13 protein-coding genes and 1 tRNA gene are annotated in these 15,212 nt (G+C 51.4%); 7 read left to right on the forward strand and 7 right to left on the reverse strand.

Annotation, left to right across the window (positions count from 1 at the left end; all coding sequences use genetic code 11):
• Positions 1 to 166 precede the first annotated feature (166 nt).
• A tRNA-Leu gene (locus JK216_RS03235) sits at positions 167 to 253 on the forward strand.
• Between the two features lie 120 nt (positions 254 to 373).
• Here JK216_RS03235 and JK216_RS03240 read toward each other — a convergent pair.
• On the reverse strand, positions 374 to 658 hold the full coding sequence (locus JK216_RS03240) for a DUF1435 domain-containing protein (protein ID WP_212711474.1): 285 nt from the start codon (positions 656 to 658) through the stop codon (positions 374 to 376).
• A 188-nt stretch (positions 659 to 846) separates the two neighbouring features.
• Between JK216_RS03240 and JK216_RS03245 the strand changes: the two genes are divergently transcribed.
• Positions 847 to 1,305, forward strand: a complete 459-nt coding sequence (locus JK216_RS03245) for a YbaK/EbsC family protein (protein WP_212711473.1) — start codon at positions 847 to 849, stop codon at positions 1,303 to 1,305.
• Between the two features lie 32 nt (positions 1,306 to 1,337).
• On the opposite strand, the gene JK216_RS03250 is transcribed toward JK216_RS03245, so the two are convergent.
• The 3 genes from JK216_RS03250 to JK216_RS03260 all read right to left on the reverse strand — a co-directional run bounded on the left by JK216_RS03250 (position 1,338) and on the right by JK216_RS03260 (position 4,815).
• Complete coding sequence (locus JK216_RS03250) at positions 1,338 to 2,324, reverse strand: nucleoside hydrolase (protein ID WP_212711472.1); 987 nt, start codon at positions 2,322 to 2,324, stop codon at positions 1,338 to 1,340.
• Positions 2,325 to 2,369: 45 nt separating this feature from the next.
• Entirely contained in the window at positions 2,370 to 3,380 is a 1,011-nt protein-coding gene (locus JK216_RS03255) for a LacI family DNA-binding transcriptional regulator (protein WP_212711471.1), read from the reverse strand.
• A 70-nt stretch (positions 3,381 to 3,450) separates the two neighbouring features.
• Positions 3,451 to 4,815 carry an MFS transporter gene (locus JK216_RS03260; protein ID WP_212710196.1) on the reverse strand — a complete coding sequence of 455 codons (1,365 nt, stop codon included), beginning with the start codon at positions 4,813 to 4,815 and terminating at the stop codon, positions 3,451 to 3,453.
• 578 nt (positions 4,816 to 5,393) lie between these two features.
• Between JK216_RS03260 and opgB the strand changes: the two genes are divergently transcribed.
• On the forward strand, positions 5,394 to 7,709 hold the full coding sequence (gene opgB / locus JK216_RS03265) for a phosphatidylglycerol--membrane-oligosaccharide glycerophosphotransferase (protein WP_212710195.1): 2,316 nt from the start codon (positions 5,394 to 5,396) through the stop codon (positions 7,707 to 7,709).
• Positions 7,710 to 7,771: 62 nt separating this feature from the next.
• Here the strand turns inward: opgB and JK216_RS03270 are convergent, their stop codons facing one another.
• Entirely contained in the window at positions 7,772 to 8,188 is a 417-nt protein-coding gene (locus tag JK216_RS03270) for an RcnB family protein (RefSeq protein ID WP_249213013.1), read from the reverse strand.
• 665 nt (positions 8,189 to 8,853) lie between these two features.
• Between JK216_RS03270 and JK216_RS03275 the strand changes: the two genes are divergently transcribed.
• Complete coding sequence (locus tag JK216_RS03275; RefSeq protein ID WP_212707049.1) at positions 8,854 to 9,150, forward strand: hypothetical protein; 297 nt, start codon at positions 8,854 to 8,856, stop codon at positions 9,148 to 9,150.
• Between the two features lie 333 nt (positions 9,151 to 9,483).
• Here JK216_RS03275 and JK216_RS03280 read toward each other — a convergent pair whose 3' ends face one another.
• Together JK216_RS03280 and JK216_RS03285 are read right to left on the reverse strand one after the other, a co-directional pair.
• Positions 9,484 to 10,785 carry an LLM class flavin-dependent oxidoreductase gene (locus JK216_RS03280; RefSeq protein WP_212707050.1) on the reverse strand — a complete coding sequence of 434 codons (1,302 nt, stop codon included), beginning with the start codon at positions 10,783 to 10,785 and terminating at the stop codon, positions 9,484 to 9,486.
• A gap of 40 nt (positions 10,786 to 10,825) precedes the next feature.
• On the reverse strand, positions 10,826 to 11,896 hold the full coding sequence (locus tag JK216_RS03285; RefSeq protein WP_212707051.1) for an iron-containing alcohol dehydrogenase family protein: 1,071 nt from the start codon (positions 11,894 to 11,896) through the stop codon (positions 10,826 to 10,828).
• 251 nt (positions 11,897 to 12,147) lie between these two features.
• Between JK216_RS03285 and JK216_RS03290 the strand changes: the two genes are divergently transcribed.
• Genes JK216_RS03290 through JK216_RS03300 form a run of 3 tightly spaced genes read left to right on the forward strand, consistent with a single transcriptional unit; the run spans position 12,148 to position 15,178 of the window.
• Complete coding sequence (locus JK216_RS03290; protein WP_212707052.1) at positions 12,148 to 12,690, forward strand: GNAT family N-acetyltransferase; 543 nt, start codon at positions 12,148 to 12,150, stop codon at positions 12,688 to 12,690.
• Positions 12,691 to 12,701: 11 nt separating this feature from the next.
• Positions 12,702 to 13,853, forward strand: a complete 1,152-nt coding sequence (locus tag JK216_RS03295; protein ID WP_212707053.1) for an amidohydrolase — start codon at positions 12,702 to 12,704, stop codon at positions 13,851 to 13,853.
• Positions 13,853 to 15,178, forward strand: coding sequence for an MmgE/PrpD family protein (locus JK216_RS03300; protein ID WP_212710194.1), 1,326 nt, complete (start codon positions 13,853 to 13,855; stop codon positions 15,176 to 15,178). Before JK216_RS03295 ends, JK216_RS03300 begins: the two co-directional genes overlap by 1 nt.
• Positions 15,179 to 15,212 lie beyond the last annotated feature (34 nt).

Genomic DNA, 15,212 nt, shown 5'->3' on the forward strand with positions numbered 1-15,212 from the left:
CGCTGATTACGGTTAATGGTGCTGACGCCGGCTCACTGCCCGGCAACTTCCTGCCGGTTTTTACAGCAAATGCACCCCCGCCAACGAAATATCAGTTGACGCGGGGTGGAAAATCTCTAAAATGCGCCTCCGTGGTGACAATACAGTTTAGCTGTGTTGACGGTATGCGAAGGTGGCGGAATTGGTAGACGCGCTAGCTTCAGGTGTTAGTGTCTTAACGGACGTGAGGGTTCAAGTCCCTCTCTTCGCACCACGTTGTCTTCATATTTCTCTCCGGTGATTAATCTTCCTTAGTGCTTTGTCTCTGAATACAGTCCCCTTTAGCGGTTGTTCTGCAAGTGATGCTCCCTGAATTATTTTTTCATCATTCAGCCTATGTCAGTTGAAAATTTACCATCATGGCCGCCAGACCGCCGGATAAAACCAGGCAGGAAGGTAACAGTAAATAATGGCGTAAACGATGATGGAACAGCATCACCAGTGTAAGTAACAATGCAGCCAGCATAATCGTCCGCCATTGATCAAACCCCGGCTGCCACAGAGCAAACACCGGTAAGGCAATACAAGGCAGTAAAATTCCCCACCCGCTGTCCAGCCGTTTTCCCATCATCCACCTGAACATCCATAACGACCCTGAAGCCAGCATTGCAACTTCCATTGAACCGCCCTCAAATGATAATGATTTTCACTATCATATGTTAACTATTGTCATTTTCCAGTTTTTTTACGCCTTCCGGATAAAAAATCCTTTTTTTTATTGTCCGCGGTCTGAATTTTTCCTGTCACCGTTTACAGTGTTAGCGGCTTATGGCAATTTTTAATACTGTAAAATTCCCGGAGAAAAACATGAGTCTGCAGTCGGTACAGGCGTTCTTTGCTGAACACGCCCCTGATATTGAGGTGATTGAAGCCACGGAAAGCACCGCAACCGTCGATATGGCAGCACAGGTTCACGGAGTCAGTGCCGGCCAGATAGCCAAAACCCTGTCGCTGAAAGTAAAACAGAATATCGTCTTAATTGTGATGCGCGGAGATGCTCGGCTGGATAATAAAAAACTGAAAGATGCGCTCGGTGCTAAAGCGCGCATGCTGAGTGTTGACGAAGTGATTAATGCCACCGGCCATCCGGTGGGGGGCGTGTGTCCTTTCGGACTGGAAAACCCATTAACTGTCTACTGTGATGTCTCGTTGCAGGCATTTGATGAAGTCATGCCTGCCGCAGGGGCCACCCACAGTGCTGTCAGAATTTCACCGCAGCGTATGGCAGACCTGACCAATGCCCGCTGGATTGATGTCTGTCAGTAATCTGTCAGCTGGCAGATAATCCGACAATACGATCAACCGGTACCACGGTTTAATGCCTGAGTCAGAAGATACAGTAAACGCTGATTATTCACCGATGTCAGTATCGATACCGCTGCACCGGCATTCTCTGCAATCCCGACCGGGACCCTGAGCGGCGGCTGGTAACGCCAGCTCATTCCGCGGGTAATACCGGGGCGTAATTCGATACCGGCCCGAAAATCAGCAACCGTAGCCACCTGAGGGTCAAGCAGCCATGCCACCACCAGCGCATCATGGATCCAGCATCCCGGCAGCTGGCGGGTAATCATCGAATATTCAATCCACGGTGCCATCGTATCGCGAATAAATACAGCCAGAGGTGTTTCACTCGCCGTCATCTGTATAAGATCTTCCTGTGTCAGCAGGGTATTTACAGTGACATCCATAGGGACCAGCGTCACTTTGGCCCCGCAGTTAATCACCACTGATGCCGCTTCAGGATCAAGGCCAAAATTAGTGTCCTTGATATAGTCATCCAGACAAAATACGCCGCCCATCACCACAATTTCGGCAACATCCTCAGCCAGTTGCGGATAACGGAGTAACGCTTCAGCAATATTGGTCAGGGGACCAAGTGCCAGCAGGGTAATACTGCCGGGATTTGCACAAATCAGCTCTGCCATCTGCTGTACAGCATGTCCTTCACTGTCAGACATGACGGCCGGCTGGCGGGTATTTTCCCATAAGTGCCCAAGAGACAGGCTGTTCACCCGTTCATCCAGTTGCTGTCGCCACGCTGCGGCCGGTTCATACAAGGCACAACCGGCTCCGTGATAAACAGGCACAGACAATCCGCAACGATCCAGCAAATCCCTGACGACCCGCGCCCCTGTTTTGCAAGGCGTGTTGCCACTGACCGTAGTAATCATCTCAACCTGCAATGCCGGAGATCCCAGAGCCAGCGCCAGCGCCAGCCCGTCATCAGTATTCGCTCCGGCAATCCCATTACCGGGGTCACAATCGATAATAATACGTTTCATTTATGCTTTTTTTTATACCAGTTAACTAACAGACCAGGGTGAATTTTACAGGACACAGCCGCAGGAGCGGCCTGTTTGCAGAAAGTACTGACTCTCTGTCAGCCCTCCTCCTCCCTGCCATTCTCTGAGTATTTTTAACGCCGAACTCGCGATACTGGCTATCGGTTGCCGGACACAAGTCAGTGAAGGCTGATGATAAGCCGCCTGATCTGTACCATTAAAACAGACCAGTGCCAGATCATCCGGCACATTAATCCCCTGCTCAGCCAGAGCCCGCAGGCAGCCTATCGCCATGGGTTCATTACAGACAAACAACGCATCCGGATACTGCTTTTCTGCCAGTAACTGACGTGCGGCCAGGTAACCACCTTCACGGGTATAATCGGCAGGCACTATCCAGGCATCGTTAACCGGTAACCGGTAACTGTCCATCGCGTCCCGCCAGCCAGCCAGCCGGTCGCGGGTATTCAGCATCGACAGGGGGCCACTGATAACACCGACCCGCTGATAGCCATGGCTCAGCAGGTGCAGGGTAACATCCTTTGCGGCGCGGCGTTCATCTACCCGTAATACAGCTATCCCCGCGGCCGGACTGACCCCATCCAGCATCACTACCGGTGTGCCATGCTGGCGAATCAGATCACTGTACGGGTGGCGGTCGACGCTGATATAAATCAGTCCGTCTGTCTGCCGGTTCAGTAAACTCAGTACCACTTCTCGCTCCTGCTGGCTGCTGTCACCTGAGTCACCGAGCAGCATCACATGACCATATTTCATCGACTCTTGTAATAACTCATGGGCCAGCGCGGCAACGAACGGATTCGCGATATTCGGTACTATCGCCCCAAAGGTCCGGGTGGTCCCTGAAGCCAGTGCCCGGGCAATCCCGTTCGGTTGATAACCGGTGTCCTTAATCGCCTGCAGTACCCGCTGTCGGGTTGCTTCAGCGACCGGACGCGGACCATCATTAACAACATAGCTGACCACCGCCACTGAGGTGCCTGCCAGGCGTGCCACCTCTTCGCGGGTAACTCTTCGGTTTGCGCGCGGTTGCATCGGTTTATTTCCTGTGGTGATTCCGGCAGCAGCTCGCCGCCGGAGATCGTTATTCCCTGAGAGAAGCGGGTTAAATGGCGTCTTCAGGTAAGTTCAAATCCCTGCCACGGGTTTCCGGTGCGATAAAAGTGGTAAAGAAACCGATGGCAGCCATCAGCGAGAAGTAGACGGCAATCGCCCACCAGTTTCCGTAATAAGATAATAATGCTGCTGCGACCAGCGGGGCGGTTCCTCCGGAGATAATCGACCCCAGCTCTTTAGCTACCGCCATTTTGCTATAGCGATGCGCCACCCCGAATAACTCTACCCCCCAGGCCGCCTGCACACCAAAAATCCCCAGTGAGGCCAGCCCCATACCGGTCACTATGGTAGCAATCACTATCCACGGCTGATGAGTGTCCAGCAGAGTAAACGCCGGCCAGGCATAAACCATCAGTAACAGACAAAATACACGATAAACGTTACGACGCCCATAACGGTCAGATAGCCAGCCCGCCAGTGGGATCACCAGAAAACCGAGCAATGAGGCAATAAAAACTGCCGTCGTCGGTACCGATTTATCCATCATCAGAACTTTAGCCACATAGCCGACCATAAACCCCTGGGCCAGATAAGAAGGGCCATTCTCGCCAATCCTCAGCCCGACCATCACCCAGAACGCCTTGCCCGGACGACAGAGAGAGCTGCTGCCGGCTTCTGCATCCTGACGCCCCTGCTGACGTTCTGCCTGCAGTTGTTTCATCCGTTTTTCAAATACCGGGGTTTCACGTACCGAACGCCGCATCCAGAGGGCCCCCAGGGCTATCACAACGCTGGACAGAAAAGGAATACGCCATCCCCAGCTTAGCAGGCTTTGGTGATCAAGCTGCACCACCAGTAACCAGACCAGAGAAGCCAGTAACGTTCCGCTGTTAGAACCCAGCGCGATTACCGATGATACCAGCCCGCGTCGTTTTACCGGGGCATATTCTCCCAGCATAACCGTGCCTCCGGATAACTCTGCTCCGGCGCCAAAACCCTGAGTAAAACGCAGTATGACCAGAAAGGCCGGAGCCCATAGACCGATGGTATGGTAGTCAGGGATCAGCCCAATCAGCGTCGTGGATAATCCCATCAGCACAATAGTTATCACCATCACATACTTACGGCCGCGCCTGTCACCGAGCCAGCCGAAAAACAGGGCACCAATCGGTCTGGCAATAAAGCCGACCGACCAGGTAGCAAAACTGGATAACAGTGCCAGCGCCGGGGTCACTTCCGGAAAGAAAACATCACCGAAAATAATCCCTGCGGCCAGCCCATATAAGGCAAAATCGGCGTATTCCATCGCGGTGCCAAGCCAGCAGGAAAAGGTGGCACGCCAGAAGTCCTGACGTTGTCCGGGGGTTTCAAACTCAGACTGAGGGTGGGTATTACCCGATTGAGGTTTTATCATGGAAAAATCACTTCCTGTAAGGGGTTTCAGGTACCGCCATTCCGTGGCGCTGAAAAGCAGGAGACACCTGCAGCAAAACAGCTGCATCTGGTGGCTGATGCATCAGAAGACATTCCCTGGTATTGGAATATTCACTTGTTAAATTTCGTCTTAACTGACTGATTTTTAATATTACAAGTGCAACTGAACTACCGGTAACAGCCGCTTCATGCAGGTATTCCCCCGCCGCAAAGTGTATCTACGCGCGTAGATAAAGCAATAAAAAAACCACATTACACAAATTGTGTTTTATAATGTCTGCCGGTAACCATAATTTACAATATACAAATTAATCAGTTAGTTACAGTCATCACTTCGCGGAAAAAGTTACCGGGCAATCATATTGTCACCGGTGATCGCATCAGAAACATATCGTAAAGATATGTCATGAATATGACAGTATTGCAGGTGATTGCACAGGGATTAACTGTCAGCTTCGCGAGCTGCTTCGCAAAATTAGCCGGTTAATACCACGGATACGGAAAACAGAGCCGTGCTGTTACGCCAGCAACTGATTTATTTTTCTGGAGAATACCCTGGTGTCAGTCATTGTCTCATGCGGGCTGTTTATCAGCTCGGTACTGTTATATGCACGTAAAGCCGGACGACATCGCCTGTGGCTTGTCATTATGCTGGCACTGCTGATCAGCTTTCTGTTGCTAAACGCAGTATTATTCGCCAGCGATTATTTCACCGGCAATGGCATTACTGACGCGGTGGTCTATACGCTGACCAGTAATCTGACCGGTGCCGGAACCGCAAAATATATGCTGCCCGCAGCCGGACTACTTACCCTGATGGTTGCATTTTTTGTCGCCCTCGGCTGGTTCCTGCGAAAAAAAGATCATCAGCACCATCTGGGCTGGACCCTTGCGGCCTGCCTGCTGGCGACCTTTTCGATTAAGACCAGCCCTGCCTACCATCAGGTAAAAGCACTGATATCTTCACATTCGGCACAGGACACCTCAGACTTTGATGATTATTTTAAAGTCCCTGCAGCGAAGATAGACAACCCCTCACTTAACCTGGTGTATATCTACGCCGAGAGTCTGGAGCGAACTTATTTCGATACACAGGCATTTCCCGGCCTGGCCCCCGACCTTGAACAACAAATGCATTCCGCGATTGATTTTACCCGTACCGAACAATTACCCGGCACCGATTACACTATTGCCGGGATGGTCGCTTCACAGTGCGGCATTCCGTTATTCGCGCCCTTTGAAGGGAATGCCGCCGCATCATTATCCAGTTTTTACCCTCAGAACCTTTGCCTCGGGGATATCCTGAAAAACTCAGGGTATCAGAACTGGTTTATCCAGGGGGCTGATCTGCGCTTTGGCGGAAAAGATGTTTTCCTGAAGTCTCATGGTTTCGATGCTCAGCACCTTCAGGGATCTGAAGAATTAGCCCCGCAGGTTGCCGACCCTCAGTACCGTAATAACTGGGGATTTTATGACGATACGGTGCTGGATAAAGTATTTGATAAATACCAGCAATTATCACAGCAAAAACAACCCTTTGCTTTATTCGCACTGACCGTAGATACCCATCATCCCGACGGTTTCATTTCTGCAACCTGCCGGAATAAAAGCTACTCTTACGAGGGGAAAAATAACCTTTCGTTCAGCGCCGTTGCCTGTTCTCAGGAACATATTGCCCGGCTTATTGACCGGATAAAAAGCTCTCCGTGGTTTAAAAATACGCTGATTGTGGTCGGTTCAGATCACCTGGCAATGAATAACACCGCGTACCGCTATCTGATCAAACATCCGCGTCACGATACCTTTTTTATCATCCGCGGCGATCAGCCACAGCCTGTGACCATTAACCGTAAACGTAATACGATGGATAATGGCGCAACCGTTCTGGATATTCTGGGTGGCGATAATTTTATCGGTCTGGGCCGCAGCAGCCTGTCAGGGACCTCGTTATCAGAAATTTTCAGCCATCTGACGGATAAAATTACCCAGTGGAAACCGGATATTATCCGCTTGTGGAATTTTCCACGGCGTATTGAGCAGTTCAGTGTCGATCAGCAAAAAAACACCCTGAGCTTTTCCGGCTCAGTCTTCCGCCTGCCGGTATTAGTGAAAGTCGATAACGATAAAGTGGAACCTATTCCGGAAGGAGTTTATGCGGAAACCTTAACCGCCCGGCTGAGAAAGTTTGCGGCCGATGACAAATTCGTCTGGATAGATAAATGTTATAAAGCCGGCCGGCTGTGGGCGCCTGAACTGGCACTGTCAGACTCACTCTGTTACACCCTCGGACAGCCCGGGGGCCAGCCAAAAATTACCCGCATAGACACTCTGAAGTATCAGGGGAATGTCGTCTTTCCTCCGGAGGTTATCTCACAGGAGAATTACCGCCAGATACAACAACGTCTGAAGATTGCGGATAATGATATTCGTTACCCGTCAGACAGTTTCCTGTTTTACCTGCCCGGAGCGCCCCGCACAGTGGAAGGCTTTAGCGGATTATCCCGTAACGAAAACTGGGGACGCTGGTCGAATGCTAATCTGGCCCCGGTAGTGACGATAACCTACAACTCGCCCCTGCCTGATAAATTTACGCTGAATATTGTCGCGAAGGCCTATGGCCCGAACATCGGTAAACCGGTTTCTGTACAGGCCGGTGATGAACAGCACTCTTTTATACCGACGGCCACACTGGCTGATTATCAGCTGCGCTTTGAACGGCAGAAAGGAAGCCGGACACTGATCATCACCCCGCCCCGGCCGACGGAAAGTATGCTGGATAATATTATTGGTCAGGACCCAAGAAAACTGGGAACGGGATTGCAGTCACTGCAAATTATCCCTGATGAAGATCAGGTTGCCGCAGCACCACACTGAGCTGGCACAGAGGACACTGACTGCAGGCCTGTACGGCCTGTCAGTATCCTCCGCAGCCGGCGTTAGCGGTAAATAATATCGCCAGAGAAAATCCGCAAAATTTTTCCATCGGCATCCGCAATCAGCACATAATCGCCACCAAAATAGGTCCAGTGGCTGTCAGCTGCAGGTGCCGGTATCTTTCTTAGCTGCCATTTGCTGATATTGTAGTTCTGTGTGCGGTACAGCGGAGGAATAATATCCCCGATCTTGTAATGGCGGAAATCACCAAATACTGAACTTCTCTCCAGCGGATCAGCAAATTTCTTCACCGGAGCTTCCGTCTGCACCGGCGCTTCGACGGGAGCCGCTGCCGGTTCATTGGCTGCAACCGTCGTCACAGGTGCCTGAGATGTTTCCTTCGGCGCCGTCTGACACCCGCTTAATAAACTCACTGACATCAGGATGGCTGATGAGGCCAAAACTAACGGCTTACGCATAATTACTCCCTAACAAAGATTCCCCGTCACCGACAGGACAGGAAAAAATAATTGTGCTGCGATTGAGCACTGTTTTATCAGCCAGTCAGCAGAACAGCATCAATATACCTTTTCTGCTACTGGTCTGTGAAAGCATTTCCCGAAGGACGATTAATCCTGCCTTCGCGATGGAAAATACACCATACTGCCCCTGAATTACAGAGCAGTAACCGGAAACAGAGTTCTCTGTGGCTGGCAGAGCAGGCGCTGTGGGCCGGTCACTGAGCTATTTACGCCTTTCAGCCAGCTTGCGATAGTGACTGCCTGTATAAAATAGCATAACTGATCATGCATCACTTGCTTAATAATTACGGACAGTTTTACTTTAGCGTAAAAAATTATTACCCTGTCAGAGTCAGTTATAATTCTCCCGTTAATATTTACACTGATAAAAAACTTAAATGAATTATTCTCACCACTCTGCACCCTTACCACTTTTTAATGTGACTCAAATCACAAACACCTTACAGGCTCATTAATGGTTCCATTACTAATGTGTATATTCTTGCCCGTGCCCCGGCAGAATTATTTATTTTTACTTTAAGTCAGAAATAAAATCGTCAGATTAATGGCCGGAACACTGAAGGGAAATCATGTCACTTACGATATAAACAGGGAGTCAGAAAATGAAAGAACTGAGCGTGATTGAAACTGCGAACGTCTCCGGTGCCGGAGGAATTGTCGATGGTGATATGACCGGCGCATTCTGGGGTTCTATCCTTGGTGCGATTGACGGTTTTGGTACCGGTGCAGCAGTGGGTGGTAAATACGGTGGTGCCGGCGGCTGGATCGTTGGCGGTATCGCACAGCTGGTTGGACTGACAGCCTCTGCCGTGGGTGCCGGTATCGGTGGTTATATGTATGGTGGGTTATTGGGCTACGAAAAAGCACAGGCTTATATTGAAACCTATAGAAGAATGTAATCACTGACCATCGTGTTTAAAAGAGAGTAATTATTTTTACTCTCTTTTAAATTATGCATACTAAAAAAACCGTCAATAACACCTCAGAGTAAACATCAAATAAAATATCAAAACCAGTGCCGGGCACGCATAAAAATATTATTTACCTTACACGCAATCCCCGGGGTATCATTTATTTATGACTTAAATGAAATATATTAAGGATATTGTTATAGAATATTCTTAAAAATACCCGCTATTAACATCATTCTGGTCGGTCAGCAGCAGTGGCAAGGTAATGGCTGCTGACAGGGCGTGGCTCTCAGACCACCACGCCCCTGTGAACACTCGCTCTTAAACTACCGGTAATCCGAGGTTTTCACGCAGGGTGGCAAACTCATAATCTTCATGGAATAAACCACGGCGACGCAGTTCCGGGATCACCAGCTCGATAAACAGGTCCAGCTGCTCAGGCATAATGGCCGGCATAACATTAAAGCCATCTGCCCCGCCCTGCTCCAGCCACCGCTGGAAGTCATCGGCAATATCTTCTGCCGTTCCGACAATCACCCGATGCCCGCGCGATCCGGCAGCAATGGCCGCCAGCTCACGCAGAGTCAGATTTTCGCGTTTCGCCATATCGGTCATCAGTCTGACGCGGCTCTGATTACCTTCTCCCAGCGGAACCTCTGGTACCGGCCCGTCCAGCGGGTAATCCGACAGGTCGATCCCGAAACGCAGTGAAAGCTGACGTAACCCGTTATCAATATCCACCAGGGTATTCAGTTCTTTCCACAGGGCTTTCGCCTGTTCACGGGTACGGCCAACAATTGGCATCACCCCTGGCATAATCACCACATGATCGGGATTACGTCCGGCGGCAATGACCTGATCTTTCTGAGAGCGATAAAAAGTCTGCGCTTCTTCCAGGCTGGCTGCCGCAGTAAATACAACCTCGGCTGTTTCCGCGGCCAGTTTCTGACCATCTGCCGATGATCCGGCTTCGATAATCACCGGACGCCCCTGAGGAGAACGGGTAATATTTAAAGGACCCTGTACCTGGAAATGTTCGCCCTGATGGTTAATCGGCTGGATCTTATCATCCACAAAATAACGGCCGCTGACCGGATCCGGTTGTACAGCACCCTCTTCCCAGCCCGCCCATAATTTATCAGCAACTTCCAGGAATTCACGGGCACGGCCATAACGTTCCGCATGGTTTGGCATATCTTCCCGGCTGAAGTTACGCGCGACATCCGCAGAGAAAGATGTCACCACATTCCATGCGGCGCGGCCACGACTGATATGGTCCAGAGAAGAAAAACTACGGGCCAGAGTAAAGGGATCACTGAATGTTGTGGATGCTGTCGCCGCCAGGCCAATACGCCGGGTATTTACCGCCAGCGCAGATAACATCGTCAGGGGTTCAAGACGCGCCATGGTTGATGGTAAACGGTACATACTGGTTGCCAGCGCATCACCGACAAAAAACAGATCAAAAGTGCCGGCTTCCGCTTTTTTAGCCAGGCTGATTAACCAGTCAATGTCCGTCGGTGAGCCGAGGTTTTCGGTCAATCGCCAGCCACTGACATGATGTCCCACCGGCTGGACAAAAAGGCCAAGACGGAGGCGACGCTGATTCTTTGAACTGTCCATTTATTATTCCTGTTTGTTGCAAAATCACCGTACAACGGTGTTAAAAAAGAGTATCGGCAAGGGTAAATGCTTTTTCCAGTGCGGCAGGCGAAATATCGAACGGCAGCATTGCCGCACTCTGTGGCGGGAAGCGAACCGCACCGGCAATCGCCCGTATGACCTCAGCCCGTTCACCAGCCAGATTAGGTAATCTGAGAGGTGAATCATAACGTTGTAATAATGCCAGCAGCCCGCTATCGGCTTTGCCGTTATTTTCCATCAGAGATTGTATCAGCAGGCAGAATCCGACTTTTTCCCCGTGCAGCCAGTGGTGCAGTTCAGGCTGATGGGTAAGCCGGTTGTGAATCGCATGGGCAAAGCCCGGAGTCGCCAGGGTATCGCGGACACTGTTAGACAATCCGGCAAACACAATATTTGCTTCAATCACTTTAATCAGTGCCGGGGTGACTTTACCGGCCTGATTATCTGCAATTGCCTGGTCAGCATATTCCGTGAAAATATCCAGTGCCTGTCGGGCCGGCAGCATTTTTAATTGCAAAGATAAATTATCAGGGTTATTACGCTGATAGGGACGAAATTCAAACAGCTTCGCCAGTGCATCCACCATCCCTGCTTTCAGATAACGCACATCAGAGCGGGCAATAACCTCGCTGTCTACCAGTACCATTTCCGGCATGGCCGGTAACAGCTGGCTGCGCAGGTGTCCGCCCTGTGCATCATAAATAATACTGACCGGCGACCATGCGGCACAGGTCGCTGCCAGGGTTGGCATATTTACCACCTTCACCGCCGGTAGTTGCGCTCCGGCAGCTTTAGCCGCATCCATCACCCGTCCGCCGCCAATCGCCAGTAACAGCCCAGCCCCCTGAGCAACGATATTTTGTTGCAGGGTCTCTATTGCCTGCTGTGTACACTCACCCGCCAGGTATTCCAGCTGCCAGCGAATACCATGCTGCTCAAGACTCTGGCTAAGCTGTGGATTCACCGCCTGCCAGGCGGTCGGAGAGGTAAAGATACGAATATCCGCAGCAAAAGGCTGCAAATAACTTCCGGTCCGGGCACACAGGCCGGGCTGTTGAAAATAGCCATTCGGAGACTTGATCGCTAGCACAAAATCACCCTGATCAATAAAATGCAGACCATAATAATATGATGGTTAATACGCTGAAATATCCCTGACAGGGACCGAGCGGAGATGCAATATATACTACGACAACTGACTTTTTACGCAATGAAAAGCCGTTACCTGAAGCTGCCAAATTGGAATTAGCATATATTTTTTTTATATATAGACGGTTATTACTTTACTGATAATCTTTATCCGGCACACTTTATTATTATTTCACAACGCCGGAAAATATCATGAGCCTTACTTTCCGTCAGGTCAGAGACGATGAGGTGGATAACTATCTGACACTGGTACTGGCGGCATATGCCCCGACAAAATCCATGGGTATTCATTTTGATGCCGCCACTACCACCCGCGAAAAAGCCCTGCTGCATCTGAAAAATCATGGCGTTTACGGCCTGTATAATCAGGATACGATGGTCGCTTCCGTCACCATCCGTTATCCATGGGGTCCTTTGCCGGGCCCTTTTGGCTTGCCTCATATTGGCTGGTTCGCCGCACATCCTGATTACCCCGGACAACAATATGGCCGCAAAATACAGCAGTTACTGGAGCAGGAGATACTGATCGGCCAATTGCGGGCTCCGGCCGTTTCATTAGGAACAGCAATCAATCATCCGTGGCTGAAAGAGATGTATCAGAAACGCGGTTTTGTGCCAATACACACTGCCGATTTAGGCAAAGGCCATATCACGCTCTATATGAAAAAAATCCTTGATGAGACGGCCCATCAACGCTGGCTGGCACGTCAGTCACCTGCTGAAGGCAACCAATAACAGGAAAAAATATGACAGAGATCACTGATACTCCTTTTGCTGAACGTCTTATTGCTTTTCGCCATGAATTGCATCGTTTTCCTGAACTTTCTCACCAGGAATTTGAAACCACCGCACGCATCAGAGCCCAGCTGGAGCAATACCAGATCCGTATTCTGGATTTACCACTGAATACCGGGCTGGTTGCCGAAGTCGGCCAGCCGGACGGTCCGTTGGTGGTATTGCGATCTGATATTGATGCACTGCCTATCGAAGAACAGTCGGGGGTAGAGTATCGCTCACAGAACCCGGGGGTGATGCATGCCTGTGGCCACGATTTTCACAGTACTGCAGCGCTGGGAGCGGCAATACTGTTAAAAAATAATGAATCACATCTTAAAGGACGGGTCAGAATCCTGTTTCAGGCCGCCGAAGAAACCGGCCTCGGCGCGCCGGATGTGATTAACACAGGGGCACTGAAACAGGCATTTGCAATTTTTGGCCTGCATAATGATCCGACCCTGCCAGCAGGTGTGATTGGCAGTAAAGCAGGAGCGCTGACCGCCTCAGTGGATCGTTTCAGTATCACCATTAAAGGTACCGGCAGCCATGCAGCCCGCCCCCACGAAGGTAATGACCCGATAATCATCGCCGGTCAGCTGGTCGGGGCCCTGCAGACACTGATCAGCCGGAACGCACCTTCAGCAGATAACGCTGTCGTTTCAATTACCCAGATACACAGCGGCAGCACCTGGAATGTGATCCCTGATAATGCCTGGCTGGAAGGAACCGTCCGTACCTTCTCACCGGCAACACGCCAGCTCATCGAAAACCGTTTCCGCACTCTGCTCGCCGGGTTTGGTCATGCTTTTGACGCCGACATCACCCTCGACTGGCAGGCCGGTCCGCCTTCGGTCATAAATGATGCCCGCTGGGCTGATTTTGCGCTGCAACAGGCTTCAGACAGTGGTTTTGAGGCAAGGGTCGTCGAAGCCAGCCCGATAGGTGAAGACTTTGCTTTTTACCAGCAACAGCTGCCCGGAGCATTTGTCATGGTCGGTACCGGACAGCAATATGCTCTGCATCATCCGGCATTTCGGATTAACGATGATGTACTGCTGCCAACCTCCCGTTATCTGGCCAGCCTGGCAGAAAATGCCCTGAAACAGCAGGAAACGGCCTGATGGACGTCACCCGACAACTGGCCGATTTGATAGTAAACAGCCAGCCCGATGAGCAGGCGCGGCAGAATGCCCGCCGCGGAGTGGCTGATTTTATCGCTGTCAGCTGGCCATTATTACGCCATCAGGTGCCAGACTCCGGCCTGCCGGTCCTGAAACAGTTGTTCCCGGAACAGACCATCGCCCACCGCGCCTTATTGCTCGGATATGCCGGTCATGCGCTGGATTTTGATGATTTCCATGCGGATTTTCGCGGGCATCCGACCACAGTGATCCTGCCAGCATTACTGGCATGGTGCAGTTTTCATCCCTGTGATGATATCGGACATTTTCTGGATGCTTATATCATCGGTACAGAAACCGCAGGGCGGATCGGCCTGGCAGCAACACAACAACATTACACCCGCGGTTACCATAATACGGCGACGCTGGGTACTCTCGCTGCCGCTGCGGCACTGGCGCGGCTGACCCGTGCCAGTGTGTCTGAAACGGCTGTTTTGCTGGGCATGGCCGCCACCCAGGCCAGTGGTTTAAGAGCTCAGTTTGGTTCAGCGGTTAAACCCCTGCATGCCGGGTTGGCCGCAGAGCGGGCAGTACAGGCCGTCCGGCTGGCTCTGGCTGGATTTTCCGGACAACCACAAGGCGTTATCGAGGCTTTTCTGGCCGCCAGCAACGATGGCCCGTCAGCCACCGAAAAACTGACCGCACACTGGGGGACACCGTGGCGAATCACAGAGCCAGGGCTGGAGTTTAAACCCTTCGCCACCTGTAGCGGTACACACAGCGCCGCCGAAGCCACCCGCCTGCTGCGCCGTCGATGGCAGGCAGAACATGGTGCTGTCGACGGGCTGCTGAACGCGATTGACCATATACAGGTTTCTTTCCCTCCGGGGGGCGACATTGCTGCATCGGTACGCCATCCGCAAACAGGGATCGAAGCCCGTTTCAGCCTCGAATATGTTATCGCCGCGATGTTGCTGTATGACGATTTGCGGATGGCCGACTTTGCTGAAGGTCCGGTAAACCCGGAGATTATGCCATTAGCCAGTAAAGTCAGCCGTGTTGCCGATGAACATGCGCCTGCAGATGCCCTGAATCCGGCACTGCGTTTCCATGAAGTCAGCCTGTTGCTGCGTGATGGCCGCCGGCTCAGTCAGCGCAGAACCCGGCAACAGTCACTGGCCGCCCCGGTGGATGTGCGGGAAAAGCTTCTGCGTGCCCTGCAGCCGGAACAGAAACAACTCCGCGAAAGGCTGGCCGGCGATTGCCAGCTGACAGACAGCGGGCAACTGCAACGACTGACTGAAGCCCTGTTTTCAGCGACCTAAACCGCGATCGCCTGAGTTAATACTCAGGCGCCTG

It is taken from the genome of Tatumella sp. JGM94, from assembly GCF_018257595.1.
GTDB lineage: Bacteria > Pseudomonadota > Gammaproteobacteria > Enterobacterales > Enterobacteriaceae > Tatumella > Tatumella punctata.